Source organism: Nitrincola salilacus (genome assembly GCF_046271865.1).
In the GTDB taxonomy this organism is placed as follows: Bacteria; Pseudomonadota; Gammaproteobacteria; order Pseudomonadales; family Balneatricaceae; genus Nitrincola; species Nitrincola salilacus.
Map to the genome: position 1 here is coordinate 3,938,374 of NZ_CP176580.1, position 20,483 is coordinate 3,958,856.

The following is a 20,483-nucleotide window of genomic DNA, read 5'->3' on the forward strand; positions in this document are numbered from 1 at the left end:
CTTAAGACCGTCATCCGGGGTTAACACACTTCCAGGTTAGCCGAGGTTTTCAGTTGCAACTGCCCCTCATCCAGTTTGTAAACTCTGTCCGCAGAATCAAAATAGTGCTCATCATGGGATACCACGACCACCGTCTTCCCTTGCGCCTTAAGACCAGGCAGAATTTCCTCATAGAAAATACGCTTGAAAGTGGGATCCTGATCAGCTGCCCACTCATCCAACAGTACTATGGGCCTGAATTCAAAATACATCAGCAACAATGCCAGTCGTTTTCGTTGCCCCTGACTCAGCTCAAGCTTGTCGAGTTTGCCATCTTTACAACCTACCACCTTGTCCAACCTGAGTTGCGTTAACATGGCCGCAACCTGTTCATCTGAACAGGGCTGGCCGTTGGCGTCTAACACATCTTCAAACAGACAGAAATCCGGCATGATCAGGGAAAAGTGGTCTCGATACGTCGCCAAATTCTGTTCACAGACAGGTTCTCCAGCTATCTCCAGTTGCCCAGATTGGGGTGGGTACAAACCGCATATGACTTTGAGCAAGGTAGATTTACCGGTACCGTTGCCACCAATGATCAGGGTGACTTCTCCGGGTTTAAGTTGCAGAGAAAGTGGTCCCAACTGAAAAGCCTTAAGCTGCCCTTCGTCTTCCTTCTCGTAGCGATAGACAACATTTTCTAGTGACAGGACTTTGTTATTGCTCTCCACCCAGGTAAGCAGCCTAGTGGTGTCTGAAGACTCTTCCTCCGATAGCCTGAGCTTGTCTATCTTGTTGAACGCGACTTTTGCCTGCACCAGTTCGTCAAGGTGACTGATAATCACTTCAATAGGCTCAAGCAGAAATAGCAGGATAATCACAAAGCTGACAATAATCTCGCCACTAACAGGAAGCAGATAAGAGGCCAGAAAGACGATCCCACCGAGGATGGCCAGAATGGCCAGTTGCCCCCAGCTTTCCATCCACGCCAGCAGCGACAACACCCGTTGTGTGCGAGTACGTACATCCGTCAGAATATTGGTCAGCTTACCAGTGAAATGACGTTTTCTGTGCCGGTTAAGGGTAAGCTCTTTGGCGCCCCGCACCAGGTTCTGGTAATGAAACATTACGCTGTCCACCTGCTCACGGATGCTGGCCAGATCTTTACGGGTTCCCAACACCAGCAAGGTGATAACCAGTCCAGTCAATAACAGGCATGCCGCTATCAAACCCAGCATGGGCAGTGACAGATACGCCATGAAAACCAGACCACAGAGCACAATAGCCAGATTGACACAGAGCTCAGGCAGTAGATGAAAATAGCGCACCGCCACCGGCAAATCCTGGGTTAGTGTAGCAATGACCTTAGACAAACCGATTCGCTCAATTTGTTCCAGAGGGGTTGCTGATACACGTCGAATCATGCGTAGCTGCAAGTCATAATTGACCCGAGCGAACAATCGGGCGCGTAACAGTTCGTTACCCAAGCCCAGCAAAAATAATATGCCAATAGCAGAAAAAAACGGTACTGGGCCATATTTCATACTGTCCAGATCGTTACTCAGCGCATCGCTAATCACTGCGATAACGCTCATGCTGGCCATGCCCAAGAGCAGGCTCATAGGAACAGTTAAGATCAGATACCACTTATATTTATAATAAAGGGATTTCAGCATAGATTGCGCTCCTGCGCGAAATAAGTCTGACGCTCAAACCAAAATGGCATTGTCAGCTTCCCTGAGAAAGGCAAAGGTTTCCCGGGTATGACGCACCGCTTCCCGACGCAACTGCCAAACCAGCACTCTGTCCTGGCAGGACAACAGGCACTCCACCTGGCCCTGTGGATCAATCACCTGTGAGTCTCCCTTGTAGGCAACCTGATTACCGTCTGTTCCAACCCGGTTGACTGCTACCACATAACACTGGTTTTCAATGGCCCGGGCCTTTAATAACGCATTCCAGTGTTCGGCACGCACCTGTGGCCAGCTGGCCACAAACAAAGCCGCATCATAGGGGCAATCCTTGTCATTACGACACCAAGTAGGGAAGCGCAAGTCAAAACAGACAAAGCCCGCCAAGCGCCAGCCACGGAAATCCACCATTAATCGCTTATGTCCAGCCTGATAGTGGGAATGCTCACCGGCAAAACTGAACAGGTGTTTTTTGTCGTACCACTGCAAGGTGCCATCGGGATTGGCCCACACCAGGCGGTTGTAATATCCCCCCTTATCTTCTATCACCAAGCTACCCACCAACATCGCATCCTTATCTCTGGCCATACGCGACATCCAGCCTACTGCTTCTCCATCCATCGGTTGGGCCACCGCCCTAGGATCCATGGTAAAACCGGACGCAAACATCTCCGGCAAAATGATCAGGTCAACGCCTTCGATACCAGCAAGGCGCTGCTCAAAGCATTCCAGGTTACCGCGCCCATCTTGCCAAAGTGGGGCAGCCTGACACAGCGCCAGGGTTAATTCCTTTGTCATTGCCCATTCTCCTTGCCATATTCATACTCCACCAGTTCGACCCGATAATTGCCGTCGCAGTCATGTCCTGTTTCGCTGCACAGCCAGGTACCCGTCTCGTCTTCCACCAGTTTCATAGATCCCATTTTATTGACACTCTCAAACCTAACCAGATGACAGTCAAAATCATGACCAGCCAAGCTGACCGTCTGCCTGCCATCGTAGCGGTAACTCACCTCACGGATCTCAAGATCATCTAAATCCAGCACCTTCAAGGTCTTAGTCGGTGCTCCTGACGACAGAAACAGCCAAGCAGCCGTTTCCGATACCGTATCGAAGCTCAGTTTATCCAAAGTATGCATTTTCGCTGATCCACCGGATCGACTTTGGACTTGTACCTGTATCTCGCTGTCACTGCGCAGCATGCTGACCCGAGATTCTGCATTGCCTTCACTGGCTGTCAGCCGATATCTGACCAGTCCCTGTTGATCCAACAGCAGCTCTTCATTGCTAAGCAGACGGTAATGATCGAGTAAGCGCGAGATGTCCACCTTCATCAGGTCTGTAATACGCAACTCAAAGCCCCCTGCCTGACGGCACAACCGTCTACCGCTGGCCAGACTACCTGCGACCCGGTCATTACTGAACAAACAATAACGGCTTTTAACCCAGACTCTGTCAGGACATTGAGTCAGGCTGGAAAACTTCAATTCCTGCATGACAGGCCTCCATTCAACTCACCATCGTCTGTTCAAACAAATCTTCCAAAAAGATCTTGGTATGAACTTCGTCGGTAATTGATGCCAATGGACGCTGTTTTTGTACAGATGGGATCCAGTTACGCTGTACCGCATAATCCAGATACAGGGACATTAAACGCTGATCGGATCTGGCACAGCGGATATCCGTGGGCGCCAAAAGGGTGTCTATGTTTGACGTGTCCCATCTGGCTTGTTCGACCAAATCCGTGTCTCCCAGGAACAGCTTCAGCAAATCAGTAAAAGCCGAATGATAGGGTTTACCCCCGCGCACCATACGCTCTTCGTAAAGAGCTCCGAAATAGTCCTCCTGACTCAACTCCCGAATGTTATAACCGTGCTCACGTATCAGGCTCATAAGCTGATTGAAGTCAATCGGCTCTGGGTTGGTCAAATGGTAGGTCTGAAAACAGCTCAACTCTAGATTCATAGCCACATGCAGACTGGCCTTAGCCACAAAATCCACCGGTGAGATATCAAAACTTTCACTGCTGGGATAGCTGTATCCTGTCTCCACCAAGGCCAGGATCATTTCATAGTAAATTCCCCTGACTTTGGTCTCAAACAAGGGGTAACAGCCCGTTTCGCTGTCTCCCCATATATTACCCGGCCTGACGATACTCCATCGCAGCCCTTGATTTGTGGCTTCCCTCACCAGTTGCTCGGCACAAAACTTACTACGCTCATAACCAAGCTCCTCAAAGCCCTGACCGATATCCAGTTCATTTTCATGCAGAATCACCTCATGATAGAGCTGGTTGCCGATTACGCTGAAGCTGGATACAAACAGCAACGGACAATTCCCTTTCAGGCAAAACGCTATCACCTGTCTGGTGCCATCAAGATTCACCGGCGCCAACTTCTCAAAACTGGCAATGAGGCTGACATTGGCCGCTGAATGCATAACCAGATCCATATCCTCGGCCAGTTTCTGGAAGGTCTCTTCGTCCAGCCCCAGATTGGGCTTGCTGATATTTCCCAGCACAGGCACCACCCGCCAAGCTTGGTCGGCCAAGGTATTTTGAGGGTCATAAACCGCCAACATACGCTCTATATCCTGCTTGGCATTGGTCAGATTTTCTGCCCGGCTCAGACAATAGACGCAAGCGCGGGTAGTCAGCAGAATTTCCATTAGCAGACGGGCACCTAACACTCCTGTGGCGCCTGTTAGAAAAATATTCTTTACAGCGGTAAGTTGACGATAGTCCATAACTCCTCCCTTTTAAATTTGACCGACACGCATGCCGCCATCCATTTCAATTACAGTGCCATTCACATAGTTGGTCTTGCAGGTGGACAGAAAATTTACCACCTCAGCAATATCCTCAGGCTCGCCTAGTCGCCCAACTGGTACAATGGACTTAACGATCTTGATCTCCTCCTTGCTTTGAATCTGCTCCTCCCCCACAAACTGGCCGAACATTTTTGTTTTGCAGATACCGGGAGCTATCGCTGTAACAATAATATTCAGTGGTCCCAGTTCCCGCGACCATGATTCAGACGCTTTAATCAGGCCAGCCTTAGAAGCCGCGTAGGCAGAGCCGCCAGAGGCACCCCAGATCCCGGCCACCGAAGCGATATTGATGATACGTCCTGAGCGCTGTCTTGCCATATTGCGAGAGAATACCGACGTACAGTTGAAGCAGCCGGTCAGGTTAATGTCGATTATTCGCTTAGCTTCCTGCGGCCCCTGCTCCTGTAAGCAGAAGTTCTTACCTATGATGCCAGCATTGTTGACCAACACATCCACTGGCCGGCCAAAATGCTGCAAGGCCTCTGCCGCGACAGCCTCAACCCTGGCCAGATCACAGACATCCATGTGATAGCAGGTCAGAGCACGACCACGCAGATGCTCTGCCAAATGATCAAGAGCTTTGCCATTTACATCGGTAGCCAGCACAAAAAAACCCGAATCCAGCAACACACTACAGATAGCACTACCGAACCCCCCAGCCGCGCCTGTTACCAGTGCAATTGGTTGATTCACGCGCTAACCTCCTCATTGAAGGTAACATCGATCATCTTCTTGGCGCTGCTCATGGCATCATAAATCCTCGACTCAAAGAAGGTCACATCGTCTTCGTTGATCATCAGGTTGGGATACAGACGCGATAAGGGTGAGAACTGCAAACCATGGCGTTTGGCCACTTCACGGATAATAATGTCGCAAAACTTAACCCTGTCGGTATACCCTTCGGAACGGTCTACCAGATGCTCTTGAGAATGGTAGACCAGTGCCGTGGGCATACCCTGAACCACCATAGGCAGACCTACTTCCCGGGCAGCGCGGATAAAACTCTGGCTGATTTTGGCCATAATACCGCCCATACGATCGTAGCAAGTCGGATCCTGTTCAACTATTTCATAGGTAGCCTTGATGGCAGCCAATCCCAGAGGGTACCCGTTAAAAGTACCGGCATGGATCACCTTGCCGCGGGTATAGAGGTTCATCAGATCCTTGTGGCCTGCAATAGCAGAGATAGGCATGGAGCCGCCTCCCAAGGCCTTAGCGAAAGTGGACAGATGCGGCGTGACACCAAGAATTTTCTGTGCGCCTCCCAGACCTAACCTGACGCCAGTGATGATCTCATCGAAAATCAGCACTACATTGTACTTCTCGCACAATGCTTTACTCTTTTCCAGATACCCCTTGCAGGGCAGGATACCGCCACCGTTCATGCAAATGGGCTCCATCAGCACCGCAGCGATGTCGCTGTGATGCTCACTGAGCACGGTTTCAAGTGCATTGATATCATTCCAAGGCAGCATAAAAGACTGTTGTTCGAGTATGTCCCGTGCGCGGCCCTGTGTATCCAGCATATCGCCGCGGAACATCTCTGGCGTCGGCCACTCGAGGTCTTTTTTCTTGCGCCCACCCATCACATTATCGGAATTGCCATGATAGTGACCGTGAAAGCGCACAAAGCGATTTTTGCCGGTGTAAGCTCTAGCCAAGCGCAGCGCATTTTGTACCGCTTCGGTGCCGCTGAGACTAAACCTGACCATTTCGGCACAAGGAATGTGATGGGCTAAGGTTTCACATACATCCAGTTCCAAGTCACAGGTATCCACTGAGGTCACCTTCTCCATATACTTCATCAACGCTTGGTTGTAATTCGGATTGTGGTGACCAACAAACAGGGCTCCAAACTTACTGAACAAGTCAAGATGTTCATTGCCGTCCAGATCCCAGACTCTTGCCCCTCTACCCTTGTTAAAGGGGATCACCAGAGCCCGCTCGGGATCAGCGAAATTATAATGAGCGCCCCCAGGCAGTAGTTCCCAAGTTTTCTTGTAGTATTCCTTTGAACGGGTTAAATCCAGACTAGAGTTGTTTGCATTGGAATTATTCATGGTTACTTGATCTCTTTGGTTGAAGTCTTGTCTGTCCGCTGCCGCAATCTCCGAGGATTGAACGGATTGCTCTTCGGCAGACCAGAAAGTCTGTAGTTGGGAAAGCGGCCGTGCCGGAACATGCTGCAATTCGGCGGATGGGCTCACGCCCAGTTGACGCAGTTGGTTAAGACGGGCCAGATAAGCAGCACCTACCATCAGATTAACGGCTAGATCGACACAGGAACGCTGCATCATCAGTTCTGAGTCAGCCAGCCATCTGTTGCAAGCGCCCATAGCTGGGCCACACCAGATCTGATAGTCCACCTGCCGCTCGGCGACCCCTTCTATAGCCCATTTAGACGACTGGCCGAGATACCACTGAAATATCAGAGACATCTTACGTTTGGGCTGTTTCTCCGCTACCGCAATCTGTTCGCTCATACCCCGGCTTTGGAAAAAATCACGGGTTTCCTGCCAGACCTGCTCGATTGGGCGCTGAAAATATTGCTTTTCAAGGATCTGGAGTTCCTTGTCCGGCAGCGCATCAATATCCGCATGGGTCTTGTACAACTGGTAAAGCTTCTGTGCCCTCACACCATACATAGAGTTGTTTTTCAGCACCTGTACCTTGGCACCCAGTTCAAACATGTCGGCGCAAGGTGCCGACACCATATCGCTGACGCACGCCTTTTTAAGTAAGTCCTTCACCACTGCAGATGTACCAGCTTCCAAACAAGCTTGGTTAATTGAGCCAGTCACCACATAATCAGCGCCCAAGGCAAAGGCGGCATAAACAGCATCAGGAGTGCCTAGTCCGCCAGCCGCGCCAATCCGCGTGGTCCGACCAAAACGATACTGAGCCTGAATCAGGTCCCGCTCAGCCCGGATCTCGGTAAAAATGCAGGCCAGCACCCCGTGATCCGTATGGCCTCCAGAGTCAGACTCCACTGTAATATCATCAGCCATTGGTACCTGCTGCGCCCACTGATGCTGCTCAGCATTGATCAACTTGGCAGCCAGTAATTTATCCAACAGCTTGCGCGGTGCTGGCATCAAGAACTGCCGTGCCACCTCAGGGCGTGACACTTTGGCGATGACCCTATTGGTGGCTTGAATGCTGCCCTCAGAATCACGCTTAAGCCCCGCGGCCCTATAGAGCACAATGGCTGCGCTGAGATTAATATAGGCGGAGGCTTCCACCACACTAACCCCTTTGTCGAGGCAGTGGCGGATACACTGTATTTCCCAGTTCGGATTACCGGGATTGTGCAGCAGGTTGATAGCAAAAGGGCCCTGAGGCAGGCCTTCACTGAGTCTGTCTATGGCTTGTGCTACACATTCAGCCGATAGTCCACCAGAACCGAAAGCGCTGAGCAAACCCGCCCGGCCCATCGCCAGCACCATATCAACCGAGTTAATACCGTTAGCCATGGCGCCCGCATAATAAGCACTCTTCACCCCGTAATCCCGGCAGAATTCTCTGCTGCCGAGCATATCCGGAAGACAGGGATTGACCATACCAAGACAGCGTACCGCATGTGCCTCACCCTTAACCGGAACCCCTTCCTCTTCAAGTACCAGATTGCCCTTAATATCCAGCACATACAGCGGCTGCGACAGTTTCTGCAGCAGCTCTACCATGCGACCTGGAGACTGAGGCAAGGAGTGAGGGCGTCCCTGCCAGCCAAACACAGTGGCAGGCTGTTGCGTTGTCGTCTGATTCATTTCCATGACAGACTCTCCTTCATAGTTTATGACTTATCCGCCACAAACCTGGCACCCAGGTTGTCGCAGACACCTATCACCTTGTCGCGATACAAGGTCTCAGCAATAAAGTGGATTTCCAGCGACGCAATACGTCCATCCGCCAATGTATGGCAATCCAGTTTTTTGACCGATAGTCGATATTGCAGTTTGTCGGCGGCACATTTCACCTCACCGCGAAACTTGGCGCTGTATGTGTGCTGGCGGATAAGCTGCGGCCTGAGATACTCGAGACTATGAAGTCCCAGATAATAAAGGTAGAAACGCACTAGTTGCTCGACCCCTTCCACAATCAGGGTGCCTGGCAACACGGGATCATTCTTGAAGTGGGCAGCAAAAGCCCAGTGGTCGGGTTTAATGTCACACTCTCCCAAGGCTTGCCCCAGCCCCCAGGGACCACCGATTGGATCGACAGACAGCACCCGGTCCAGCATTCTGGCCTTGGGCGCGTACAAGCCTGGTACGGGGGTGCGGCCGAAGCCTGTGCCAAAGCAACGCTCCAGATTACCTTCCTGTACGGCAAGTAAATCGTCATCGGTAAATGTATGCCTGGCACAGGGCAGCAGGGGCTGGAAAGCCTGCTGGCGAACTGCCTTGGCAAAGAGTTTGGTGGTATCAAAGGCCTTGGCCTGCTCGATTTCCCTGACCGGGAAAAAGCCGGATGTGGCAGTCAGCTTGAAGCTATGTCGGCCACCTACATATCCATCATACTCGTAGCGTACCAGTACATTCTTCCCAACCTTGGTAAAACCGTGGATCTGCACTTTGCCACGTAATATCTCACCGGCTTTGGGCAAATCACTGTATATGGTGGTTTGGCTGTCAATGGCGCGATACTTAAGCTCTCCCTTGAACAACTGATCGCAACCAATGCAGGTAAACGCCACAATCATGGCATGGGAGGATTCCAGTGATACAAAGGCCGGTACGAGGCCGTGATATACAAACCAATCGTCCGTCTGCAGGTCGTACTCCCACTCGATCAGACATGGCTCTAACTTGCCAAACTCTGCAGTCAGGGACATGATCCTTGACACAAACAGATAGGGAGGAGAGGGCATGCGGGTGCGAATAGGGTACTGATCTGCCTCGGCATATCGGACTCCCAGAACCTTTGCCACGCTGCCGTCGGTCATTTCCTCTAACTGAGCGAGGTCAAAAAGCGGTTTGCGCCGCCCTTGGATCAGGGTCAGTTTTGGCGCCGAAGGCGCCAGCCCCGGCTCACTACCGCCGACAACCAAGCACTCCTGAGCCAGCGAGGTGAGCTGGCGATAAAAACACTGTTCATTACGCAAATAGGCCAGGTGAGTCGACAAACTGCGTTCTATTTCTTGTCTGCGCATCACGTGCAACAAAGGGGTAACACTGCTCGAGTGTTGTTCCTGCCGGAAAGATTCGGCTCTTGATACAGCGGGCAGCTCCAGTCGCTGGCGATTAGTGTCATTGACAATCATCTTATTAATAGCCACCTCTCTGCCCACATAGATGTCTTTGAATAAGGAACCAGCGTGCAGACTTTCTGCGTCCAGCTTAGTTAATTCCGTGCGTCTACTCTCCTTATCCGGCGCCTTAAGCACCATATGTGCATAGGTCAGATCCCGCCCCATACTGCTGACTGCAGCATATCCGCCTCCCTGTTCAGCGCCCTGCCAGGGCTGACTTTGATCTATCACCCTCAGGGCACTGCCATCCAATAAAGTTGACTCTTTGCAACCCTGCCAGTTGGGGGTGCCGGGCAAGTAAGCCTGACTCAGACACAAGGCTGACTTGACCAGACTCGCCATACCGGCAGCGGACCCAAGATGACCAAAATTGGCCTTGACCGAGCCCAGCACCGTGCTCTGACCACTATCTCGGCCGCTATAAACCTGGCAAAGTGCCGCCAGCTCGGCCTCATCCTCAGCCTCAATACCGCTGGCATGAGCTTCGAGGTAACCAACCTGTTCACTACTGATACCGGCCTGATGCAACGCCTGACGAGCAGATTTAACTACCCCGTCCAAGCGTGGATAGACCACCCCCTGGGCATCGGCATGGGCGGTGACAAACGACATGGACTCGATGCTGGCATAGTATTTAGCCTGTGCCTGCAACACCTTATTCTGGGATTTGAGCACCACCACAGCCCCCCCCTCCCCCACATTCCAGCCACTGGACTGGCTGTCAAAACTCAGCGTCAGACGACCCTGATTAGCCGGTTGCAGACGTTGGCTAAGCAGCACATTCTCTGGCCCACCGCAGAAACTCCCGCTGCCAACTACCACCGCTTCAAGACCTTCCAGACTCAGCAGGAAGCGCGCCAACTCAAGGGCACGAAACACTGAGTTTTCCTGGGCACAGACGGTAAAAGCAGGGCCGCTAAGGCGCAGACTGGAAGAAATCCTGCTGGCCACCACATTGCCAATACCGCCCGTTATCCCCTCGGCATAAGGTTCAGGGAACAGGCCATCCTTAACGATGTGCTCCAGCTCATCTACCTGCCGAGCTGACAATTTCACCCCGGATTTGGCGAGACTGTCCCTGACCTGCCAGGCGGCTTCATTCCTGGCCTGGTAGCGATAGCAGAGGTAATCGCTGTCTGCTGCTACTATGACGGCGATATTGCGCACTGTGCCGTCCACCTGATAGCCGGCATCCAAAAAAGCACCTGTTGCCAGTTGCATCAATGACAAATGGGACAACAAATGAATACCAGCCATATTGGGCGGCATTTTGAATCGTTTGCAGTCAAACTCAAATTTCTCGATATAGGCACCAAGGGGCGGCGCTGACAAGCCATATTCATCGAGGAGATCCTGACGTTGTTCCAGACCTGACCAGCGATTACCCGGCAGGGTCGAAAAATGTTGCCTGGCGTCACGAATGCTGGTGTTAAACTGACTGACACAGTGGGTATCGGCCATGGCAACCGACATACCGGTGATCACCATTTTTTCGTCATCCATCACTGGTGTCGGTTCGGTATTGCCTTTGACTGTCCCGTCCCGCAACACCATATGGCCGTTTACTCCACCAAATCCGAACGCATTGATCCCGGCCCGGCGCTGCCCTGACTCGGCTGGCCAGTTCCGGGATGCACGGACAACATGATCTATCGTCAACTTACCGCCCTTGGTAGCCACCATCTGTTCTAAACCGATAGTGGCAGGGATAACACCATGACGCATGGATTGCAGCACCTTGATCAGACTGGCCATGCCTGACGCCGTAAGCATATGACCCACATTGCCTTTATTGGCTCCAATCAAGGGCAGACTGTCGTTCTGACCAAAAAATTGTTCAATAGAGTTCAATTCCACCTGATCACCCACCGGCGTGCCAGTAGCGTGACACTCCAGATAATCCACCCGACTATCGTTTCCATCATAGGCACGTTTAAGGGCTAGCATCTGACCCTGTGTATCAGGCACTAATATGTGCTTTGCACCTGCATCATTGGACAAACCAATAGACTCGATAACACCGTAGATCTCATCACCGTCGCGCTCAGCATCCTGCAATCTCTTCAGTACCACCATCCCAGCACCTTCCCCGGCCTTAAGGCCCCGGGAATTGCGATCAAAGGGAATCGACTGCTCCTTGGATGCAGGAAAGGCATGTAGCATATTGAAGCCATGATCGATGTATATGTGATCGGCATGGCATACTGCGCCAGACAGCATCACATCGGCTTGATGATTATTAAGATAAAAGCAGGCCATCTGGATCGCATACAGGGCAGACGAGCACGCCGCGTCAAGGGTATACACAGGCCCTTGGAGTCCCAAGGCCATGGCGGCGATGGTGGCATTGTAGCTGGCAGTGGAAAGGTTATCCTGATCCTGGCGCTCTTGGGGCCAGTAGTCGGCAAAACGAAAAGCAGGTTCACCGAGTAATTCCTGTATATAGGGCTCCAGCAACTTGTTATAGAAACCGTTCAGAAAACGCTTGCCAGAATGGGTCGGCATGCCAATGTTACCCACGATCAAACCGCAGCGCTGCGCAGCTTCAGTCGATTGCCCTGCGTTGCGCAAGGCTTGATCCGCAGCATATAGAGTCCATTTAAATAGATTGTCTAGACCGTCCAGCTTGTCAGCGGGAAGGCGATAACCCCGGGCATCGAATCTAAAATCACGGATGTGACCATTTTTGTGGTAACAGATCTTGTCAGGCGTACCAGGTTCCTCGGCCAAATAATGATGTAGCGGCGCACCGAGCAGATCGTCACTGAGGTGATTGGTGACATCCTGCTCGTTCAGCAAATTCTGCCAATATTCTTCTGGACTGGCTGCGCCGGGAAACAGGCAGCCCATTCCAACAATTGCAATAGGGCTCATAGATCATCCTTATATCCATTAATCCTTATACTTAAAGGCTGCCCGACTAAAGCTCGGACAGAAGCTTGCTACGTAACGACTTAGAATGGGTAAACATCAAGTCCGAAAAGCTCGCCAGCAATTGCCCCTGTTCGTCAGTTACATCAAGATCCCAAAACACCTGACCAGAAGAGCAATCCTTGCAACGGGCGTCTACCAACAAAGGCTGACCAAAGGTCGGTTGTGCAAACTGTTGATATTGACCAACAGCCATAGGCAAGCCAGCGGCATCGGTTTCCAACAGCAGCCACAGATATGGAGCTTGCAGGAACACGTCGGACAGATAGGGATTCACCGGACTCTGGGCAAAGATTTCCGTCGTCAGGTCGGCAGGCTCCGTCATGGACACCAGTGCCCTAATCCCTTGAGCATCGCACGAGAGCAATTTCTGCATACCTTGCAGACGGGGACCATGAAACAACCAACCGGATTTGTTCTGTTCGGCATACAAAGGCCTGTCAGCTAGCTTGTCAGGATGAGACTGCGCTTCAAAGCCCGCTACGCTGCGAATCGGCACTTTCGGCACCTGTGTGCAAAAGCGTACCCGTCCTTTATACCTGGGTTGCCAGCCCTGGGGTTCAACACTGCCAACCTCAACATTGAAGAGCACCTCACTGTCAGGCTGCATTTTGGTGTCAGGGGTCACCCTGGTTTCAAATTCATGCTCTTGCTGCCCCTCCAGCACGACACCTTTAAGCACCTGAAAATCTTCCAAAGCCAACAGATGTAAATCAGGCACCACCCGGGTTGCAGCCTGAATCAGCCATGTCATGGCGAAGGTCGCAGGCAATACCGCCTTACCATCAATCCTGTGGTCTGACAAAACATCTTGCTCAACAATATTCAGGCGGCGCGTAGACACATGGCAGTTATCATTCAGTAGCGTATTCTTGGGATGCTGGTAGCTATCGTTGCCGATCAGAACCTGAATACAATCTGCTGACAATTCCCGGACAAAACGTTCAGCGCCGTCTTCTGTTGCGATGATACTGATACCACGCTCTTGGTAGGCCCTTTTCAGGGTATCGCTGACCATACCACTGTCCCATGGACCCCAGTTAATCGCACAAACCCGGCTCTGGGGATAGTAGAAACGCCAGTTGTGGGCGAATTTACTCAGTACTTCATTGGCCATGGCATAGTCAGTCTGGCCCGCATTGCCGAAAAAGCCAGACACCGAGGAAAACAGGTAAATTTGTTTAATGCCGGTTGGCGGCAACGCTTTGATCAGGTTTTCCAACCCCCTGACTTTGGTCGCAAATACCGACTCAAAGTCCCCAGCCGTCTTCTTATCCAGCTTCTTGTCGGCCAGATTGCCAGCGCCATGCACCACAGCGGTAACCTTACCCATACGTTGATGAACGTCAGCCAATGCAGTCTTGAGCTTATTTGGGTCGAGGATATCTACCGCCATATAGCTGGCATTACAGCCAAGCTCGTGTAACTGTTGCAGCGTCTGCCTGACTTCTTCTACCTGTAAAAGGGGACCAAGCATTCTGTCAATCTTGACAGGAGTGGGTTGCTGCCCCTGCTTCTTAACCGCTTCGATAGCGGCAGTGCGCAGACTGGCCATGTCATTACAGGCTTCCGCCCACTCAGGCCACGCAGCTTCGATATCGGTACGCCCCAATAGCAGGAATGACGCACCACTTTGCCTAGCCAGCTCGAGCACGCAAGTCGCGGTAATCCCTCTGGCACCACCTGATACCAACACCAGATCGTCCTTGCCAAGCGGTGGGCTTTTTTGCATGTCCAGTGGTGCTTTCGTCAGACCTGGAGTAAACCGTTGTCCGTGAGCATCACGCCCTACTTCCAACAACTGTGAATCAGCATCATGCAACTCCTGCCACAGAATTTCTGCAGCCTGGTCTTGATCCATTTTCGGCTGTAGATCCACATACCGACATCTCACGTCTGGCCATTCGTGATGGAGGGATTTGACCAGGCCTGTAACACCAGCGGATACCAGAGGATATCCCCGTTTCCCGCCAAACCCTAACTGACCGTCCAATTGACCAGCCACCAGTAGACTCGCCCGTCCTTGTGCCGCACAGTCCAGAAGGTCGGCCTGTACATGCTTGGTCAACATGAAAAGCTGCTGCTGCATGGCATAGTCCTTGGCCGCAAAGCAGTTGCGTATTCCCTTGGCGTCAGCTCCGGCTTCCTGAAGATAGATCAAGCCGCCAATTTTCCCCTGCTGAGCCCGTATTTGCGCCAGCCGAATTTGCAGATTATCTTCATCCCGCTCGGTCAATTGATAACTCGGATGCGACGTCTTAGTGGTTTTACCTGTCAGTTGCAGGTGTACCGTCCGCTGCGCCTTCTCTGCTAATTTATCTAACAGCGCAGCCGCTGCTGTGTGTCCAGCATCCGCCACCAGCCAGATAAAGCCGTCCGGTAGATCTACTGACTGCTGATCCGGTAAGGGCAATTGGCGCAAACCTACTTCAAAGCGGTTTGGCGCCGTGCTCATTACATTTTCCGGCGTTACCGGCCCTTTGTCCTGAACAACTCCCGGTAGGATGATGTTGGCACCCGCAGGCTCAGCGCTGACTAGTGGCGCTGAGATTGCGGGTTCAGACTTTGGGTGGTGGGTTGCTCCGTCCATATCCGCAGATGAAGCAACAAAGCCAATGGAGGACATCACATCAGCCACGTCCTGATTGACCAGTTCAGCACTTTCTGCCACCTCACAGCGTTGCGTATCCTCTCCATTCATCGCCATGTCGGCGTAAGACGCACGCTGAACCTGTGACGCCTCGTTGCGCACCTCTCCAGTCGAAGCACCCAAGGCTTCGGTGAGACTGCCTCCCTGCTCCAGGTTTTGAATCATCTGCTGGATTTGCTCCTGCAGAAAGGAAACCAGTTTGTTGATAGAACTGAACTGTTCAACATCAAAGGTTTCCATTTCGGCGTAATCTTCTGCACTTTCCATCAAGTTGAAGTCAGACTCGAAGGATTTGAACATGGCACCGATAATCTCGATTCGTTTAATGGAGTCGATCCCCAAATCGGCCTCCAGATCCATGTCGCCGCCAATCATATCTTCAGGATAACCGGTTTTATCACTGATGATTTTCACCAGCTCAACGGCCAGACTCTCAGTGCTGACCTTGCGCAGTTGCTCAAGAGCCAAGTGATCGGACTCGCTTAACTCGCTCGATGTGCCACCAGCAGCGACCGTTGGCTTGGCTGGCTCCGAACCCTGCCCACTAGCGTTCGTTACTCCGTTATTGCGGGCAGCCTGCCCCTGACCACTGAGGCCATTTCGCTGAGTTTCAGCAACGCTGCCTTGGCTTGTGGGCATCGATGATGTCGGCTCAGAAGCAACCCCATTGCCCGTGGTATATTCGTTGACACCCTTAGAATGATCATTAACGTTGCCATTAACAGCGGAGTCAGAGGGCTGCACTGCCAGGGACCGGGTCTGTAATGCGTCCTGAGGCGAACCCATAGTGGAACTTCCGTTACCTGAGCCTCTATATGACAGTAGCTGCTCCTGATTAACAAAGTAACGTTGGTGATTATCGTGATAGCTACGCTGGTTTTGCTCAAGCAGGGTGAAGCTCTGATTAAGGCTGCCAATCATATCGCTAAAATGACTGCTGCCCTGATGCTTGTCGAACAGATTGAACTGCTTGTCGAGCAATGAATCGAGAAACTGGATGTAATCCTTTTGGTTCTGCTGGAATTGCTGGTGCACTTCACTTGTTAACTGTTGGGCACGGATCTGCTCACATACTGTGCCAAGCGCCAGGTTGTCAGCTTTATCTTGTTTCGGGGTTGCCATGATGACCTCTCGTCCTTCGTAAATATAGGTTTGTTCCGTCTCTTCCACTGCATAACAGGACGCTGGGGAATTTGCTGCATAGGCCTGGCCAGACCTGCTTTGCTCTGTTTGCTCGACGGGTATGCTGTTATCGGATGACAATAACGGGGCAATTTTCTGCGCAACAAATGCATCCACTAACGTTGTATCCAGGCGCTTGGCCCGCTTTCGCCTGTCCTTGGTGGCATCGAAGAAGAAATAGCCACCATTCATTCTGTAGGTCAGGCGTTTTTCCTTCTTGGCTTTTAGGTTTGGCCGAAGCTGATAAAGGTCCTGATGCTCCGGAAGAACCCCCAGCACAGCCAGCTTGGCGAACGCCTTACGTAACTGCTGGCCGTCGTGAGACTTCTCGCCCGGATCAAGACAGATAATCTGATAGTCGCGGTCACCAAGGATATCGGACACCAACTTGCCCAATACTCCCTTGGGGCCCATTTCAACGAAGTAACGTCCCCCTGCAGCATAGATGTTTTCAATCATATCCCTGAACCGGACCGTGCTCGTTAACTGTTCAGTCAATGCCGCTCTGATTTTCGCTGCGCTATTGGTATGCCGTTTTGCCGTTACGTTTGAAAACACCGGGATACCTGGCTTATGCAGGGACATACTGGCCAGGACCTCGGCAAAAGGCTCAGCGGCATGTGCTACAAAACGGGTATGAAAAGCGGCTGAAACCGGCAGAACGGCGCAGCGAACCTGTTGCTGCTGCAGGTGTTTTTGAGCTTCACTGACCACCTGACTGCCACCACCAAACACGACCTGACTGTTGGAATTAATATTGGCGATACTCAAGCCATCAAATTGCTGCAGGCATTGTTCTGCCTGCTCAGGAGAGAGGGAAGCCGCCAGCATGGCGCCACGATCCTCTGACTGGTCAGAGTCCGGCAATATCTTCATCAAATTGCCCCGAGCCATAGCCAAACGATGGAAGCTATCATTATCCAGCACCCCGGCAACATGCAGAGCAGTCAGTTCACCGAAACTATGGCCAGCAGCGAAATCAGCTTTAAAGCCCATTTCCTCAAGGATCCGGTAATAACCAAGACTGACGGCGCCAATGGCTGGCTGAGCATTATCGGTACTTTTCAGGTCAACTACTTGTTGGGAAGTAGCCTGTTCGGAAAATGCAGGTGCCGGGTATACTAACCGAGATAACCGTTCCAGCCCGTCATCCTGACGCAGACGATCTGCATCGGCCAACACCTCTCGCATGGACGGAAACTCATTGGCAACATGTAGTGCCATGTTCACATATTGCGAACCCTGACCAGGGAACAGAGCCACCACCTTTCCCTGAGCAGAAGCATCACTGACACCGGGATTAAAATAGATCCCGAGGGGATGTTCCCAAACCTTCCCGGTGTCATTACCCAACTTATCCAGTGCAGTAGTCAGCATACTCAGAGCCTGTTCAGGCCCTTCTGCGGCAAAGCCCAATCTCACGCACTCCTGCTTGCCTGTCGGCTGGCGCAGGGCGACAAGCCTGGCATAAGCCTCTTCGGCTTCGTCACCTGACAATTGCGACTGCCAGCCCTGAACTGCAGACAGCAATGCCTGACTATCATCTGCTTGCAACACCACGACATCCGCTACACTGTTGTGTCTGTAGGGCTCCGTCTGCTCATGTTGGTACTCTTCCAGCACCATATGGTAGTTGGTGCCGCCGAAACCGAAAGCGCTGAGAGCAGCCCGCCTTGGACCTGCCGTATTGCTGCGAATCCAAGGCCGATTCAGGGTGTTGACATACAAGGGGGTATTGCCACCGGCCAACAGTTTATTCGGCTGGTTAACATTGATCGTGGCGGGTAACACTTTATGGTGCAGACCCAGAGCCGTTTTGATCGTCGAAGCAGCCCCAGCGGCGCATCGTGTGTGGCCAATCTGGGATTTAATGCTACCGATAGCGACAGATTGGTTGTCCAGCCCCTGGCCACCGTAGGCCATCAGCAAGCTATTGAGTTCGGTCTGATCTCCAGACAAAGTTCCGGTGCCGTGAGCTTCCACCAATTCGATGTCACCCGGATTGACCCCTGCCGCTTCATAGGCTCGCTGAATGGCCAACACCTGTCCCTCCATGCGTGGCGCAAATATGCTCTTAGCTCTACCATCACTAGAGCCTTCAACAGATTTGATCACCGCATAGATCCTGTCACCATCCCGCTGTGCATCTTCGAGCCGTTTCAGTACCAGCAAGCCCACACCATCACCTAGCATCATGCCATCAGATTTAGCATCAAAGGGGCGGCAGCAGTTCGTTGGAGACAAGGCTGGCGTGCGACTGAAGCATAAGAAAGAGAAAATAGAGTTTTCCAGGTTGACACCGCCAGTCACGACCGCGTCGCAACTACCGGAATGCAATTCACTGATGGCCGATTTAATCGCAGCCAGGCTGCTAGCGCAGGCTGCATCGACCATATTGGAAGTGCCACCGAAATCATAGAAGCTGCTGATACGCCCGCATGCCACATTACCGAGAAAACCGGGAAAGCTGTCTTCATTCCACTCCAGATACTGATCCAGTAATCGCTGGATAGCCTCTTCCGTGACCGGCCCGGGAAGCCCCATATTGGTGAAAATCTCCCGAATCACAGGCACTTGCTGGCGGGCCGCCAGCATGAAAGAGGTGTTGCCGTTTCCAGCACCGCCCAAAATCACTCCAACCTTGCTACGATCCACTGCAATGGGATTGTCGCCAATTATCCTGGCATCCAGTAGCGCCTGCTTGGCCACATGCAGAGCAAAAAGCTGAGCAGTACAGACAGATTCCAGCATATTGGGGGGGAGTTTGAATTCCATCGGATCAAAGTCGATGGGCGGGATCCAACCAGCCTTATAGGCGTAGGTCATATCTTTATCTGTGGAATTTTCCCGATAATAATCATCCTTGCGCCAATAACCCTCAAAATCGAGATTGTCAGTGACAGAATCTTTGTGTGCGTATACATTACGCCAAAATTCAAACAAATCCTTGGCGTCTGGAAAATGACTTGCCATACCAACAATGGCAATAGCTTGTGAGCTTTTTCGCTGAGTCTCCATATAGCGTCCCTCGCTGAGTTGTCCTGATAAACAGAATGACGACTGCATCCATCTCTCAACCATCACTTTCCGTCTGCGAAATTTCGAAATCATCCTATCCGAATGACAACCTCCCTGGTTAAAATCTGAACAATCCCTTACAGAGTCAGTTGTTCTTGAACATTAGTCAGGGTTTATCGGCTACCAAATCCATCACAAAGGCCTTTGTTCACTGGTATAGATAGATATTTATCGACACACTGACTAACGCTGACAATTTTCCAATACAGTGTTACCAGAGGAGACGGGAGAGGTGGCAGAGGGCAAATATGCAAGCCTGCACAACGTTTGTCGCTATCGCTCGCACTATTGTGATAGCCGGTCATTTTGCATAAGCTGCTATAAGATCTGTAACACAAGGAAGTATTGCCATGTCAGGGATCCGCAGCCTGAACCAGTTAATGTTGATGCTAAGTGTCTGTACATTGGAGCTAAATTACACTCAGCAACGCATCAGGTTTAATTCTGTTCAGGGCAAGTTATGCCGCCAACAGACATTCGTCGACGGGCGAGGTGAAAATATCAGCCAACGGGTGGCGCGCACCTTTGCTCAACTACCTAAGCACGACAGCCATGACTGAGGGGTTTATTCGTTCCATGCAACCTATGACCTTTGATGCACAAGGGCTGGTCGGTTTTCGCTGTCAGTTCTCTGTGGCACATTATACTGAGAGAATGATGCTGCAGTTACCCGAACCCCTCAGATTAACTGAAAACACGGCTCCCAAGCGACAAGCTGAGTACCAGGCAGGCCGACTATGTGCCCAGGCCTGCCTGCAACAACTGGGTCTAGCGTCAGGCTGGGTACCTGTTGGCTCTCACCGAAGCCCTCGATGGCCTGAGGGGGTACGCGGTTCTATCACTCATGCCGCACAACAAGCCCTTTGTGTCTGCACCATCAATCCCGCCATCCGAG

Annotated in this window: 8 protein-coding genes and 1 pseudogene; 1 reads left to right on the plus strand and 8 read right to left on the minus strand. The window is 51.8% G+C overall.

All coding sequences use genetic code 11. The features are described from left to right. Nucleotides 1–20 precede the first annotated feature (20 nt). The 8 genes from ACK3CJ_RS18180 to ACK3CJ_RS18215 form a co-directional block, all read right to left on the minus strand. Complete coding sequence (locus tag ACK3CJ_RS18180; protein ID WP_409523619.1) at nt 21–1,655, minus strand: cyclic peptide export ABC transporter; 1,635 nt, start codon at nt 1,653–1,655, stop codon at nt 21–23. Between the two features lie 33 nt (nt 1,656–1,688). Next, nucleotides 1,689–2,468, minus strand: coding sequence for an amidohydrolase (locus ACK3CJ_RS18185; protein ID WP_409523620.1), 780 nt, complete (start codon nt 2,466–2,468; stop codon nt 1,689–1,691). Next, entirely contained in the window at nt 2,465–3,166 is a 702-nt protein-coding gene (locus ACK3CJ_RS18190) for a hypothetical protein (RefSeq protein WP_409523621.1), read from the minus strand. Before ACK3CJ_RS18190 ends, ACK3CJ_RS18185 begins: the two co-directional genes overlap by 4 nt. Before the next feature lie 13 nt (nt 3,167–3,179). After that, nucleotides 3,180–4,337: a thioester reductase domain-containing protein gene (locus ACK3CJ_RS18195; protein WP_409523622.1), complete on the minus strand. Its 1,158-nt coding sequence runs from the start codon at nt 4,335–4,337 to the stop codon at nt 3,180–3,182. Nucleotides 4,338–4,427: 90 nt separating this feature from the next. Continuing rightward, nucleotides 4,428–5,192 (minus strand): SDR family NAD(P)-dependent oxidoreductase, encoded by a 765-nt coding sequence (locus tag ACK3CJ_RS18200; protein WP_409523623.1) that lies wholly within the window; start codon nt 5,190–5,192, stop codon nt 4,428–4,430. After that, nucleotides 5,189–8,272, minus strand: a complete 3,084-nt coding sequence (locus ACK3CJ_RS18205) for a PfaD family polyunsaturated fatty acid/polyketide biosynthesis protein (RefSeq protein ID WP_409523624.1) — start codon at nt 8,270–8,272, stop codon at nt 5,189–5,191. Before ACK3CJ_RS18205 ends, ACK3CJ_RS18200 begins: the two co-directional genes overlap by 4 nt. A gap of 20 nt (nt 8,273–8,292) precedes the next feature. Next, nucleotides 8,293–12,621: a beta-ketoacyl synthase N-terminal-like domain-containing protein gene (locus ACK3CJ_RS18210; protein ID WP_409523625.1), complete on the minus strand. Its 4,329-nt coding sequence runs from the start codon at nt 12,619–12,621 to the stop codon at nt 8,293–8,295. 46 nt (nt 12,622–12,667) lie between these two features. Further along, the gene (locus ACK3CJ_RS18215) at nt 12,668–19,621 is read right to left on the minus strand and encodes an SDR family NAD(P)-dependent oxidoreductase (protein ID WP_409523626.1); all 6,954 of its coding nucleotides are present in this window, start codon (nt 19,619–19,621) and stop codon (nt 12,668–12,670) included. 624 nt (nt 19,622–20,245) lie between these two features. Here ACK3CJ_RS18215 and ACK3CJ_RS18220 point away from each other — a divergent pair. After that, nucleotides 20,246–20,398 (plus strand): annotated as a pseudogene (locus ACK3CJ_RS18220) (hypothetical protein); the annotation flags it as partial. Nucleotides 20,399–20,483 lie beyond the last annotated feature (85 nt).

Excerpts from the sequence above, each read along its gene's own strand:
- ACK3CJ_RS18180 (WP_409523619.1), bottom strand. The coding sequence starts at position 1,655 with ATGCTGAAATCCCTTTATTATAAATATAAGTGGTATCTGATCTTAACT.
- ACK3CJ_RS18185 (WP_409523620.1), bottom strand. The coding sequence starts at position 2,468 with ATGACAAAGGAATTAACCCTGGCGCTGTGTCAGGCTGCCCCACTTTGG.
- ACK3CJ_RS18190 (WP_409523621.1), bottom strand. The coding sequence starts at position 3,166 with ATGCAGGAATTGAAGTTTTCCAGCCTGACTCAATGTCCTGACAGAGTC.
- ACK3CJ_RS18195 (WP_409523622.1), bottom strand. The coding sequence starts at position 4,337 with ATGGAAATTCTGCTGACTACCCGCGCTTGCGTCTATTGTCTGAGCCGG.
- ACK3CJ_RS18205 (WP_409523624.1), bottom strand. The coding sequence starts at position 8,272 with ATGGAAATGAATCAGACGACAACGCAACAGCCTGCCACTGTGTTTGGC.
- ACK3CJ_RS18210 (WP_409523625.1), bottom strand. The coding sequence starts at position 12,621 with ATGAGCCCTATTGCAATTGTTGGAATGGGCTGCCTGTTTCCCGGCGCA.
- ACK3CJ_RS18215 (WP_409523626.1), bottom strand. The coding sequence starts at position 19,621 with ATGATTTCGAAATTTCGCAGACGGAAAGTGATGGTTGAGAGATGGATG.